General features: G+C 61.0%; 11 protein-coding genes. 8 read left to right on the top strand and 3 right to left on the bottom strand.

Features of this window, described 5'->3' with window-relative positions; translation table 11 throughout:
- Window positions 1–121: 121 nt before the first annotated feature.
- Both clpA and gloB read right to left on the bottom strand, forming a co-directional pair.
- Window positions 122–2,449 carry an ATP-dependent Clp protease ATP-binding subunit ClpA gene (gene clpA / locus CHB75_RS08575; RefSeq protein ID WP_089270122.1) on the bottom strand — a complete coding sequence of 776 codons (2,328 nt, stop codon included), beginning with the start codon at window positions 2,447–2,449 and terminating at the stop codon, window positions 122–124.
- 155 nt (window positions 2,450–2,604) lie between these two features.
- Entirely contained in the window at window positions 2,605–3,375 is a 771-nt protein-coding gene (gene gloB / locus CHB75_RS08570; protein WP_176439094.1) for a hydroxyacylglutathione hydrolase, read from the bottom strand.
- A gap of 61 nt (window positions 3,376–3,436) precedes the next feature.
- On the opposite strand from gloB, the gene CHB75_RS08565 reads away from it, so the two are divergent.
- The 6 genes from CHB75_RS08565 to CHB75_RS08540 all read left to right on the top strand — a co-directional run bounded on the left by CHB75_RS08565 (window position 3,437) and on the right by CHB75_RS08540 (window position 9,518).
- Window positions 3,437–4,180, top strand: a complete 744-nt coding sequence (locus CHB75_RS08565; protein ID WP_089270120.1) for a methyltransferase domain-containing protein — start codon at window positions 3,437–3,439, stop codon at window positions 4,178–4,180.
- A gap of 413 nt (window positions 4,181–4,593) precedes the next feature.
- Window positions 4,594–5,160, top strand: a complete 567-nt coding sequence (locus tag CHB75_RS08560; protein ID WP_089270119.1) for a F0F1 ATP synthase subunit delta — start codon at window positions 4,594–4,596, stop codon at window positions 5,158–5,160.
- Window positions 5,161–6,696, top strand: a complete 1,536-nt coding sequence (gene atpA / locus CHB75_RS08555) for a F0F1 ATP synthase subunit alpha (RefSeq protein ID WP_089270118.1) — start codon at window positions 5,161–5,163, stop codon at window positions 6,694–6,696.
- Window positions 6,697–6,711: 15 nt separating this feature from the next.
- Window positions 6,712–7,587 carry a F0F1 ATP synthase subunit gamma gene (locus CHB75_RS08550; RefSeq protein WP_089270117.1) on the top strand — a complete coding sequence of 292 codons (876 nt, stop codon included), beginning with the start codon at window positions 6,712–6,714 and terminating at the stop codon, window positions 7,585–7,587.
- Window positions 7,588–7,603: 16 nt separating this feature from the next.
- Complete coding sequence (atpD, locus tag CHB75_RS08545) at window positions 7,604–9,028, top strand: F0F1 ATP synthase subunit beta (RefSeq protein ID WP_089270116.1); 1,425 nt, start codon at window positions 7,604–7,606, stop codon at window positions 9,026–9,028.
- A gap of 55 nt (window positions 9,029–9,083) precedes the next feature.
- The gene (locus CHB75_RS08540; RefSeq protein ID WP_089270115.1) at window positions 9,084–9,518 is read left to right on the top strand and encodes a F0F1 ATP synthase subunit epsilon; all 435 of its coding nucleotides are present in this window, start codon (window positions 9,084–9,086) and stop codon (window positions 9,516–9,518) included.
- A gap of 255 nt (window positions 9,519–9,773) precedes the next feature.
- On the opposite strand, the gene CHB75_RS08535 is transcribed toward CHB75_RS08540, so the two are convergent.
- A complete protein-coding gene (locus CHB75_RS08535; protein WP_089270114.1) occupies window positions 9,774–10,781 on the bottom strand; it encodes a ribose-phosphate pyrophosphokinase in 1,008 nt (335 codons plus the stop codon).
- A 109-nt stretch (window positions 10,782–10,890) separates the two neighbouring features.
- Between CHB75_RS08535 and CHB75_RS08530 the strand changes: the two genes are divergently transcribed.
- The gene (locus CHB75_RS08530; RefSeq protein WP_089270113.1) at window positions 10,891–11,490 is read left to right on the top strand and encodes a 2-hydroxychromene-2-carboxylate isomerase; all 600 of its coding nucleotides are present in this window, start codon (window positions 10,891–10,893) and stop codon (window positions 11,488–11,490) included.
- The gene (locus CHB75_RS08525; protein ID WP_089270112.1) at window positions 11,490–12,287 is read left to right on the top strand and encodes an alpha/beta fold hydrolase; all 798 of its coding nucleotides are present in this window, start codon (window positions 11,490–11,492) and stop codon (window positions 12,285–12,287) included. The genes CHB75_RS08530 and CHB75_RS08525 overlap by 1 nt, the downstream gene beginning before the upstream one ends.
- Window positions 12,288–12,298: the final 11 nt, after the last annotated feature.

Below are 12,298 nucleotides of genomic sequence, written 5' to 3'. Positions count from 1 at the left end.
GCGGGGCGGCATGAGCGCTGCCGCCGCGTTTTTTCCACACTTTTTTCGGCAGTAGAAACAAAACCTCCGCCGCGGTGGGCGCGGCGGAGGTTGTCAGATTCGGGGCGTGCCTGTGCCCGGGTTATTCGGCAGTCAGGAGCGGCGGTTTGTTGCCCGACAGGCGCGGGTTCTGCAGGCTTTCGATGTCGAGTTCCAGCTTGCCGTCGCGGACGACCACCTTGACCACGCCACCCTTCATCAGCTTGCCGAAAAGCAGTTCTTCGGCCAGCGGCTTCTTGATGTGTTCCTGGATCACGCGGCCGAGGGGACGTGCGCCCATCTTGTCGTCATAGCCCTTGTCGGCAAGCCATGCGGCCGCCGGATCGGTCAGTTCGATGGTCACGTTGCGGTCCATCAGTTGCGCCTCGAGCTGGAGGACGAACTTTTCGACCACACGCAGGATGGTGGATTTGGGCAGCGGTTTGAAGCTGATCACCGCATCGAGACGGTTGCGGAATTCAGGCGTGAAGGTGCGTTCGATCGCGGCGGTATCTTCGCCTTCGCGCCGGTCGCGGCCGAAACCGATGGCCGCCTGCGACTGTTCGATGGCGCCGGCGTTCGAGGTCATGATCAGGATAACATTGCGGAAATCCACCGTGCGCCCGTTGTGATCGGTCAGCGAGCCGTGGTCCATGACCTGAAGCAGGATGTTGTAGACATCCGGGTGCGCCTTTTCCATCTCGTCCAGCAGAAGCACACAGTGCGGATGCTGATCCACACCGTCGGTGAGCTGGCCACCCTGATCAAAGCCGACATAGCCCGGAGGCGCGCCGATCAGGCGGGAAACAGCGTGTTTCTCCATGTATTCGGACATGTCAAAGCGCAGCAGTTCCACGCCCAGCGAATCCGCCAGCTGCTTGGCCACTTCGGTCTTGCCCACACCGGTCGGCCCGGCGAACAGGTAGTTGCCGATGGGCTTTTCGGGTTCGCGCAGGCCCGCACGGGCCAGCTTGATCGCCGAGGCGAGGGCCACGATGGCGTCGTCCTGTCCGAAAACGACCCGCTTGAGCGACGCCTCGAGGTCACGAAGCACCTCTGCATCGTTCTTGGAGACGTTTTTTGGCGGGATTCGGGCAATCTTGGCCACGACATCCTCGATCTCTTTGGTGCCGATGGTCTTGCGACGCTTGGAATCCGGCAGCAGATGCTGGGCGGCGCCGGCCTCGTCAATCACATCGATGGCTTTGTCCGGCAGCTTGCGGTCGTTGATGTAGCGGGCCGAGAGTTCGACAGCCGTCTTGACCGCATCGGCGGTGTATTTCACACCGTGATGCTCCTCGAAGTACGGCTTGAGGCCTTTGATGATCTTGATCGTGTCGGGCACGGAGGGTTCGTTGACGTCAATCTTCTGGAACCGGCGCGCCAGGGCGCGGTCCTTTTCGAAGTGCTGACGAAATTCCTTGTAGGTGGTCGAGCCCATGGTGCGCAGCTTGCCGCCCTGAAGCGCGGGCTTCAGCAGGTTCGATGCATCCATGGCGCCGCCGGATGTGGCCCCGGCACCGATCACGGTGTGGATTTCGTCGATGAAGAGGACGCCGTCAGGATGCGCCTCAAGCTCTGTCACGACGGCCTTGAGTCGTTCCTCAAAGTCGCCGCGGTAACGGGTGCCGGCCAGCAGCGCGCCCATATCGAGCGAAAAGATCGTGGTCTTTGCCAGGACATCGGGGATGTCGCCGGCGACGATCTTGCGTGCGAGGCCTTCGGCGATGGCGGTCTTGCCCACGCCGGGATCGCCCACCAGAAGCGGGTTGTTCTTGCGGCGGCGGCAGAGCACCTGAATGCAGCGCTCAACCTCTGAGGCGCGGCCGATCAGCGGATCGATGTCACCGTGACGGGATTTGTCGTTGAGGTTGACGCAGTATTTCGACAGCGCCGATTCCTTTGCCTCGCCCGGAGGGGCCTCGGTCGAGGAGGTTTCCTCGTGGTCGTCCGAAGCGCCGGTTACGGGTCTGCTTTCGCCGTATGCCGGGTTCTTGGCGACGCCATGGGCGATGAAGTTGACCGCGTCATAGCGGGTCATTTCCTGCTCTTGCAGGAAATAGGCGGCATTTGATTCGCGTTCCGCAAAGATCGCGACCAGCACGTTCGCGCCGGTCACTTCGGTGCGGCCTGATGACTGGACGTGGATGGCGGCGCGCTGGATCACGCGCTGGAAGGCGGCGGTGGGCACTGCTTCGGAGCCGTCGATGTCGGTGACAAGGTTGGCCAGATCGTCGTCGATGAATTCCACCAATGTGGTTCGCAATTCTTCGGTATCGACGTTGCAGGCCTTCATCACGCGGGCGGCGTCAGGTTCATCAACAAGCGCCAGAAGAAGATGCTCTAGCGTGGCGAATTCATGCGAACGCGAGTTGGCCAGCGCGAGCGCTGCGTGAATGGACTGCTCAAGTGTGTTCGAGAATGAAGGCACGTTGGTGCTCCTTCTTATCTGTGTCGGACCGGTGCGCCGGTCCAGACTGGCCTCTTACGGTTAAAGTTTGGTCGATTATTGCCCTGCTTCAAGTTTTTTCTTTGAAACCGCCTGTCACATTCGCGGGTGGTGCCGATTGGTGACGTCAAAATACCCTAAAATCGGTCTTTACGCTGACGGATTTCTGTAAAGACGTCTACATTCGAGGCGTCCTGCATGCCGAGCGCTGCCTTGACCGAAGGCAGACCGGCGCGCAGGAAGGGGTTTGTGGCCAGTTCGTCCGACAGACTGGAAGGGACCGTTGGGGTCCCTTTGGCGCGGGCTTTGGCGATTGCATCTGCACGAGATTTAAGCGCTTCGTTCCCGGGTTCAATGGTCAGGGCGAATTTCGCGTTGTTCGCGGTGTATTCGTGACCCGAGCAGACGACGGTTTCCGGCGGCAGCGCGGCGAGCTTGGAAAGGCTTTCCCACATCTGTTCATGCGTGCCTTCGTTTACGCGGCCGCAGCCCAGGGCCATCAGGCTGTCGGCGGTAAAGACATAGCCGGAGCCTGGCATGTAAAAGGCGATGTGGCCGAGGGTATGACCCGAGACTTCGAAAATTTGCACATCTTCGCCGCCGAAGGAAAAGCTGTCGCCTTCCTTTAGTTGCCGGTCAAGGGCGGGCAGGCGGTGGGCGTCGGCGGCGGCACCGCTGACGCGGGCCTGAGGGTAAAGCGCGCGCAGGGGGGCGACGCCCTCGGTGTGGTCGCCGTGGTGATGGGTCAGCCAGATATCGGTGAGTGTCCAGCCGTGGGCGACCAGCGCGGCCTGCACCGGGGCGGCGTCGGGAACGTCGATCACCGCAGTTGCGCCTGATTCCGCGTCATGGACGATAAAGGCATAGTTGTCGCTGCGGGCGGGGATGGTCAGAAGTTCAAGGGGCATGGTCATTCCGCTTTGGCTGGGTAAGGTGGGCACAGATTGGCCGATCAGGGAGGAGGCTGCAATGCACCTCGATGTAACGGACCTGCGCAGCTTTTATTATCGCAGTGCGCTGGGGCGGGCTGCGCAGAAGGTCGTGCGCAATCAGGTGCAGGTTTTCTGGCCCGAGGCGAAGGGGCTGACGGTGGCCGGCTACGGTTTCGCGGTGCCGTTGCTGCGCCCCTATCTGGCGCAGGCGCGTCGGGTGATCGGGCTGATGCCGGCACCGCAGGGGGTGATCCACTGGCCCGTCGGAATGCCCAATGTTTCCGTGCTGTGTGAAGAGACGCTTTGGCCGATCGAAACCGGACATGTGGACCGGCTGGTGCTGATGCACGGGCTTGAGACATCGGAGAATCCATCGGCGCTGCTGGATGAATGTTACCGCGTGCTGGGGCCGGGGGGGCGGGCGTTGTTCATTGTGCCGAACCGGTCCGGGCTGTGGGCGCGCAGCGATCTGACGCCCTTTGGTTTTGGTCGTCCCTATTCGCTGAGTCAGCTGGAGGCACAGCTGAAGCGTCACAGTTTTGTGCCCGAGCGGACCGTCGCGGCGCTGTATCAGCCGCCGTCGTCACGGCGGTTCTGGATGAAGACCGGCGCGATGTGGGAAAAAACCGGTCGCGCGGCGGCCCCGGTGATGGCCGGTGGCGTGCTGATGGTCGAGGTTGCGAAACGCACCCCGGCGCGCAGTGGCGGGTCGGCCGTCAAGGACGCTGTGCGCAAACCGCTGGGCGCGCTGTCGCCATCGCCCTCGGCGAAGCCGGTGTAACGGTGATGAACGCGCTACCTGACGTCACCTGCGCCTAGTGTCTGCCAGCGCATAAGTTGATGAATTATCGGGCAGTTTTCCCTTGCTGCGGCGCGGCGCGGGAAGACGGCCGGGTGGTGGCGCTATCAGTCATGCTGCGGCATCCCGTCCTTCCTGAACGAAAGAATCAGGTTGGATCGCGAAAAAGTGTATAAATTGTAAAGGCCTGAGCTAGGCAATAGGTCGCGGTTGCTGTGAGCCGCAGTAAAATAAGTGGTTTGGCGCAGCAGTTAAATGCGTCTAAGCATGTTGCGAGGGGGGGATGCCTCTGGTACATCCGCGCTGATTTTAATGCCCAGAGCTTGCTCGGGGCGCAGACAAACGCCTCCGGACCCCAAAGCAATGCGGGGCCACGGGGGCATAATATCGGAAGGGTGGACGTGTCAGACTCAGCTTCGATTTCCTCCGGCATCGCCTCGCGCTATGCCAAAGCGGTTTTTGAAATCGCCCAAGAGAACAATCAGCTCGAAAATCTCGAATCCAATCTGGGCGAACTTTCCACCGCCCTGAGCGAAAGCGCTGATCTGCGCGACCTGATCCATTCACCCGTCTATACGCGTGAAACTCAAGGTCGGGCGATCACAGCCATCGCACAGAAGATGGGCCTGATCGCGGCAATGCAGAACGTGCTGTCGCTGATGGCATCCAAGCGTCGTCTGTTTGTCGTTCCCGCAATGATTGCCCAGCTGCGCGAGATGATCGCGAGCCACAAAGGCGAAGTCACTGCGGACGTTACCTCGGCCACCGCGCTGAGCGATGCGCAGGCCAAGAAACTTTCCGAGACGCTCAAGGCCCAGATCGGCCGCGACGTTCTCATCAATGCGACCGTCGATGAAACCCTCATCGGTGGTCTTGTCGTCAAGGTGGGCTCGAAGATGATCGACACGTCGATCCGCTCCAAGCTCAATTCCCTCCAGAATGTAATGAAAGAGGTCGGATAAATGGGTATCCAAGCAGCCGAAATTTCTGCGATCCTGAAGGAGCAGATCAAGAACTTTGGCCAAGACGCCGAAGTTGCCGAGGTCGGTCGTGTTCTGTCCGTCGGTGACGGCATCGCGCGCGTCTACGGTCTGGACAACTGCCAGGCCGGCGAAATGGTCGAATTCCCCGGTGGTATCCAGGGCATGGCGCTGAACCTCGAAACCGACAACGTCGGCGTCGTGATCTTCGGCACCGACCGGGACATCAAGGAAGGCGATATCGTCAAGCGCACCAAGTCCATCGTGGACGTGCCGATTGGCGATGGCCTGCTGGGCCGCGTCGTTGACGGTCTTGGCAACCCGCTGGACGGCAAAGGTCCGATCGCATCGGACAAGCGCGGCCTGGCCGACGTCAAGGCCCCCGGCATCATCCCGCGCCAGTCGGTTCACGAGCCGATGGCAACGGGCCTCAAGTCCGTGGACGCGATGATCCCCGTTGGCCGTGGCCAGCGCGAACTGATCATTGGTGACCGTCAGACCGGCAAGACCGCAATCGCGCTCGACACCATTCTGAACCAGAAGTCGTACAACGACGCCGCCGCAACCGAAGGCGACAAGCTGTACTGCGTGTACGTTGCCATCGGTCAGAAGCGTTCGACCGTTGCACAGCTGGTGAAAAAGCTCGAAGAGACCGGCGCCATCGAATATTCGATCGTCGTGGCCGCAACCGCGTCCGACCCCGCGCCGATGCAGTACCTGGCACCCTATACCGCGACCGCCATGGCCGAGCATTTCCGCGACAACGGCCGCCACGCGCTGATCATCTATGATGACCTTTCCAAGCAGGCCGTGTCCTACCGTCAGATGTCGCTGCTGCTGCGTCGCCCGCCGGGCCGCGAAGCCTATCCCGGCGACGTTTTCTATCTCCACTCGCGCCTTCTGGAACGTTCGGCAAAGCTGAACGCAGATCACGGTTCGGGCTCGCTGACGGCTCTGCCGATCATCGAAACCCAGGGTGGCGACGTTTCGGCGTTCATTCCGACCAACGTGATCTCGATCACCGACGGCCAGATCTTCCTTGAGACCGAACTGTTCTACCAGGGCATCCGTCCTGCGGTGAACACCGGTCTGTCGGTTTCGCGTGTGGGTTCGTCTGCCCAGACCAACTCGATGAAGTCGGTTGCCGGTCCGGTTAAGCTCGAGCTCGCTCAGTACCGCGAAATGGCTGCCTTTGCGCAGTTCGGTTCCGACCTCGATGCCGCAACTCAGAAGCTTCTGAACCGTGGCGCGCGTCTGACCGAACTGATGAAGCAGCCGCAGTATTCGCCGCTGACCAATGCCGAGATCGTCTGCGTCATCTTTGCAGGCACCAAAGGCTATCTGGACAAGATCGCGGTTGGGGATGTCGGTCGCTTTGAAAAAGGTCTGCTGGCGCACCTGCGCGGCAAGCGTAAGGATGTGCTGGATTTCATCACCACGGAAGACCCCAAGATCAAGGGCGACGCCGAGGCCAAAATCCGCGCAGCGCTTGACGAATTCGCCGCCGACTTCGCATAAAAGGGAGATAAGGCCATGCCGAATCTCAAGGACCTGAAAAACAGGATCGCGTCGGTCAAATCGACCCGCAAGATCACCAAGGCCATGCAAATGGTTGCAGCTGCAAAGCTGCGCCGTGCGCAGGATGCCGCGGAAATGTCGCGTCCCTACACCGAGCGTTTCAGCGCGGTGATGGGGGCGCTGGCCGCCTCTGTCGGTGACAGTGCAAGCGCGCCCCGGCTTCTGGCCGGGACGGGCGAGGACAAGGTGCATCTGCTGGTTGTTCTGACCTCGGAACGCGGGCTTTGTGGTGGCTTCAACGCCAACATCGCCAAGCTTGCACGCCAGCACATCCTCAAACTGAGGAGTGCGGGCAAGACGGTCAAGGTCATGACCGTTGGCAAGAAGGGTCGCGACAGCATGCGTCGCGACTACAGCGATCTGTTCGTTGATCACGTCGACATGTCGGGTGTGAAGCGCCTTGGCTATGCCGATGCGCAGGGTGTTGCACGCAACATCCTCGACCGGTTCGACGCGGGCGAATTCGATGTCTGCACGATCTTCTATGCCGAGTTCGAAAACGTCGTGACCCAGATCCCGACCGCGCAGCAGATCATCCCTGCGTCCTTTGAAGCACCCGAAGCCGGTGCGGAACAGACGCTGTATGATTACGAGCCCAGCGAGGAAGAGATTCTGGCAGACCTGCTGCCGCGCGGTGTTGCGGTGCAGATCTTTGCGGCGCTTCTGGAAAACGCCGCCAGCGAACAGGGCGCGCGGATGTCCGCAATGGACAACGCGACCCGAAACGCAGGCGAGATGATCGAAGACCTCACGATCGAGTACAACCGTTCGCGTCAGGCCGTCATCACCAACGAACTGATCGAAATTATCTCGGGCGCGGAAGCGCTCTAAGGACCGGAGACGAAACATGGCAAACGCAAAAGGCAAAGTGACCCAGGTCATTGGCGCCGTGGTTGACGTGCAGTTCGAGGATCACCTCCCGGCGATTCTCAACGCACTGACCACTGACAACAACGGCAAGAAACTGGTCCTGGAGGTTGCGCAGCACCTCGGGGAGAACACCATTCGTGCCATCGCGATGGACGCGACCGAGGGTCTCGTGCGCGGTCAGGAAGTGACCGACACCGACAGCCCGATCATGGTTCCGGTCGGCAACGCCACACTGGGCCGCATCCTGAACGTCGTGGGCGAGCCCGTCGACGAAAAGGGTCCCGTGAACGCGGACGAATATCGCCCGATCCACGCTGACGCGCCCGGCTTTGCCGAGCAGTCGACGGAATCGGAAATCCTGGTTACCGGGATCAAGGTCATCGACCTGCTCGCGCCTTACTCCAAGGGCGGCAAGATCGGCCTGTTCGGCGGTGCCGGCGTTGGCAAGACCGTTCTGATCATGGAACTGATCAACAACATCGCCAAGGTGCACTCGGGTTATTCCGTGTTCGCCGGTGTGGGTGAGCGGACCCGTGAGGGTAACGACCTGTACCACGAGATGATCGAATCCAACGTCATCAAGCCCGACAACCTGTCGGAGTCTCAGGTGGCACTTGTTTACGGTCAGATGAACGAGCCTCCGGGTGCGCGTGCCCGTGTTGCCCTGACCGGTCTGACACTGGCCGAGCAGTTCCGCGACCAGTCCGGTACCGACGTTCTGTTCTTCGTCGACAACATCTTCCGCTTTACCCAAGCGGGTTCCGAGGTTTCGGCGCTTCTGGGTCGTATCCCGTCTGCCGTGGGCTATCAGCCGACGCTGGCGACCGACATGGGCCAGATGCAGGAGCGGATTACATCCACAAAGAACGGTTCGATCACCTCGATCCAGGCCGTTTACGTTCCCGCGGATGACCTTACCGACCCGGCGCCTGCGACCACCTTTGCGCACCTTGACGCAACGACGGTTCTGAACCGTGCGATTTCCGAACTGGGTATCTACCCGGCCGTGGACCCGCTCGACTCGAACTCGCGTCTGATGGACCCGCAGATCGTTGGCGAAGAGCACTATCAGGTTGCGCGTGACGTGCAGGGTATCCTGCAGCGTTACAAGTCGCTTCAGGACATCATCGCCATCCTCGGGATGGACGAACTGTCCGAAGAGGACAAGCTGACCGTTGCCCGTGCCCGTAAGATCCAGCGTTTCCTTTCGCAGCCGTTCGACGTTGCGAAGGTCTTCACTGGTTCCGACGGTGTGCAGGTTCCGCTTGAGGACACGATTTCGTCCTTCAAGGCGGTTGTGGCCGGCGAATACGATCACCTGCCCGAAGGCGCCTTCTACATGGTTGGCGGCATCGAAGACGTGAAGGCGAAAGCCGAGCGTCTGGCATCTGACGCAGCCTAAACGGATCTGCTTCGGGGGGCTTTGCGGCCCCCCGAACACCTAACAGGAGGCCCAAATGGCTGAGACTATTCAATTCGATCTCGTCAGCCCGGAGCGGAGCCTGATGTCCGCACAGGTCGTGTCGGTGATCATCCCCGGCGCCGATGGCGATCTGACGGCGATGCCCAACCACGCACCGCTGATCACCACGCTGCGCCCCGGTGTGCTGCGCGTTGAGACCGAGAAGGGCACGGAAGAATTCGTTGTGACTGGCGGCTTTGCCGAAATCGGCGAGAGCATTTCGGTACTGGCCGAGCGTGCCCTGCCGCGTGGCGATGTGGATCAGGCAGCCTATGAGGCGCTGGTCGACGAAGCACATGAAGCCTATGGCAAGGCGAAAGAAACCTTCAAGAACGAGCCGGGTCCGGTGGATGATGCGGCCAAGCTCTTGTCGGACATGGTTGCCGTTGGCACCCATATCGGTCTGTCGCCTAAGCAGCCGTCGCTCTGATCTGAACTGACATTACAGACTGAAAACCCCGTGGAACCCTTGGTTCTGCGGGGTTTTTCTTTGCGCGCGGGGTGATGCCCGTTCAGCGGTGCCGCCGGATTGCCTCCGGTGGGCGCAATTGGAACGATAAAAAGCGGGGGATTACGGACCGGGTCCGTCTGGAAGGTGCATCGGGCGCCGCGGTCTGTGACGTCATACGGCCCATGCGCAGTTCTGTCAGCCCGGCGGTATAGGCCACCGGGCTGGGGTGGTGGTTCAGAGGATGCCTTCGTAGATCGGGCCGAGTGTTTCCGTCTCGAACAGGGAAGACACCGAGGTGCCGTTCCAGATGTTGAGGATCGCCTGTGCGAACATCGGCGCGGTGGGCACGATGCGGATGTTGGGCGCGTTGCGCACGGCCTCGGGGGCATTGATTGAATCGGTGATCACCAGAGATTTCATCACCGAATTGGTGATCCGTTCAACCGCCGGGCCGGACAGGACGCCGTGGGTGATGTAGGAGTGTACCTCGGAGGCGCCATTTTCGATCAGTACCTCGGCCGCCTTGCAGAGCGTACCGGCGGTGTCGCAAATGTCGTCGACGATGATGCAGCGCTTGCCCGTCACATCCCCGATCACCGTCATTTCAGCGATTTCGCCGGCCTTTTCGCGGCGTTTGTCGACGATCGACAGGGGCGCGTTGATCCGCTTGGCCAATTCGCGGGCGCGGGCAACGCCGCCGACGTCCGGCGAGACGACCATGACATCGGACATGTCCTTGAACTGGTTCAGGATATCCAGCGCGAAGACCGGCGAGGCATAGAGGTTGTCCACCGGGATATCGAAGAAGCCCTGGATCTGCGTCGCGTGCAGGTCCATGGTCAGGACCCGTTCGATCCCGGCTTCGGCGATCATGTTGGCGACCAGCTTGGCGGTGATCGGTGTGCGTGCCTTGGTGCGGCGGTCCTGACGGGCGTAACCGAAGTAGGGGATCACGGCAGTGATACGCGCAGCCGACGAGCGGCGCAGCGCATCGGCCATGATCAGCAGTTCCATCAGGTTGTCATTGGCGGGATTCGAGGTTGACTGGAGGATGAACATATCCTCGCCCCGGACGTTTTCGTAAACCTCGACAAAGATTTCCTGATCGTTGAAGCGTTCGACCCGGGCATTGACCAGCCCGACGGTCATGCCGCGATAGAGCGACATACGCTTGGCGATGGCAGTGGCGAGCGGCAGGTTCGCGTTACCAGAAATCAGCTTGGGTTCGATCAGTGTTGGCATTGGAGGGCAGCTCCGGCTTTGGTTCGGGGAATGAAGGATTCGTGACATTGCGCTCGCCTTAGCATGCGCATAGGTTCCGGCAAAGCCGATGCGACCGGGGAGAGATCAGATGGCACATATTGACTACTATTTCACGACACTGTCGCCTTTTACTTATCTGGCAGGCAACAGGCTGGAAGAAATCGCCGCATCGCACGGGGCTGACATCACCTACAAGCCGCTGGATGCGATGGCGTTGTTCGTTCGGACCGGGGGCACCGTGCCCAAGGATCGTCACCCGAGCCGGATGGAATACCGCGCACAGGAACTGGCGCGGATGTCGAAAAAGCTGGATATGCCGCTGACGCTGAAGCCGGCGCACTGGCCGACCAATGCGGCGCCTTCGGGATATGCCATCATAGCGGCGCAGAATGCCGGGGGCGGTGATCTGGGCAAGCTGGTGCATTCGTTCCTGCGGGCCTGCTGGGCCGAGGAAAAAGATATCGCCGAGGATGCGGTGGTGCGTGACTGTTTGAGTGCCGCCGGGTTCGATCCCAAGCTGGCGGACTCCGGGCTGCTGACCGGAGCGGAAACCTATGCCGCAAATCTGGAAGAGGCGGTGGCGAAGGGTGTCTTTGGATCGCCCTTTTACATCACGGACAGCGGGCAACGGTTCTGGGGTCAGGACCGGTTGGATGACCTTGATCTGCACCTCGCGGGCAAGCTCTGATGCCGTATGATACCCGCGCCGGTTTCCCGGTGCACTGGAACGAATTCGGGGTTGGCCCCGAACCCGCGCTGATGCTGCATCCGGCGCTGGCCCATTCGGGGGCCTGGATCCGGATGGCGGGCGGTCTTGCCGACCGTCTGCGGGTTGCGGCACCCGACATGCCGGGCCACGGGCTGAGCGGGGACTGGGACAAACGGTCGGATTACCACGACCAGATGACCGAAATCGCGGCCAGTTTCCTTGAGCCGGGGATGCATGTGATCGGCCATTCCTTTGGCGCGACGGTCGCGTTGCGTCTGGCGCTGGAAAACCCGGGGATGCGGTCGCTTACGTTGATCGAACCGGTTTTGTTCGCCGCCGCCAAGGACAGTGCCCCTGCCGCGTTTAATGCGCATCTCAAGAAGTCGCGGCCGTTTGCGAATGCGCTTGCGGTGGGCGACCAGGATACGGCGGCCCGATTGTTCAGCGCGCTTTGGGGCGACGGCAGAGGCTGGGAAGACCTGAACCAGAAGCAAAAGGATTCGCTGATCAAACGCATCCCGATCATCGCCGAAACCAACAAGACCCTGCACGACGATTCTGTCGGGTTGCTGGCTGAGGGACGTCTGGAAGCGCTGGACATGCCGGTGTTGCTGGTGCGCGGGTCTGAAACGCAGCTGATCATGCAGGACATTCATGCCGCGCTGGCAGCGCGGATCCCGGATGTGCGTGAGGTTGTGATCGAGGGGGCCGGACACATGGCACCGATTTCGCATCCGGTCGAGGTTGAAGCAGCGATACGCGCAATGATCGGCTGAATCGGATCGAT

It is taken from the genome of Puniceibacterium sediminis, assembly GCF_900188035.1.
Lineage (GTDB): Bacteria > Pseudomonadota > Alphaproteobacteria > Rhodobacterales > Rhodobacteraceae > Puniceibacterium > Puniceibacterium sediminis.
This window is presented reverse-complemented; position numbering and strand designations above follow the sequence as displayed.

Bases quoted from the DNA above. Each gene is read 5' to 3' on its own strand.
- CHB75_RS08530 (WP_089270113.1), top strand. From the start codon at position 10,891: ATGGCACATATTGACTACTATTTCACGACACTGTCGCCTTTTACTTAT.
- CHB75_RS08540 (WP_089270115.1), top strand. From the start codon at position 9,084: ATGGCTGAGACTATTCAATTCGATCTCGTCAGCCCGGAGCGGAGCCTG.
- gloB (WP_176439094.1), bottom strand. From the start codon at position 3,375: ATGCCCCTTGAACTTCTGACCATCCCCGCCCGCAGCGACAACTATGCC.
- CHB75_RS08550 (WP_089270117.1), top strand. From the start codon at position 6,712: ATGCCGAATCTCAAGGACCTGAAAAACAGGATCGCGTCGGTCAAATCG.
- CHB75_RS08535 (WP_089270114.1), bottom strand. From the start codon at position 10,781: ATGCCAACACTGATCGAACCCAAGCTGATTTCTGGTAACGCGAACCTG.
- atpD (WP_089270116.1), top strand. From the start codon at position 7,604: ATGGCAAACGCAAAAGGCAAAGTGACCCAGGTCATTGGCGCCGTGGTT.
- atpA (WP_089270118.1), top strand. From the start codon at position 5,161: ATGGGTATCCAAGCAGCCGAAATTTCTGCGATCCTGAAGGAGCAGATC.
- CHB75_RS08525 (WP_089270112.1), top strand. From the start codon at position 11,490: ATGCCGTATGATACCCGCGCCGGTTTCCCGGTGCACTGGAACGAATTC.
- CHB75_RS08565 (WP_089270120.1), top strand. From the start codon at position 3,437: ATGCACCTCGATGTAACGGACCTGCGCAGCTTTTATTATCGCAGTGCG.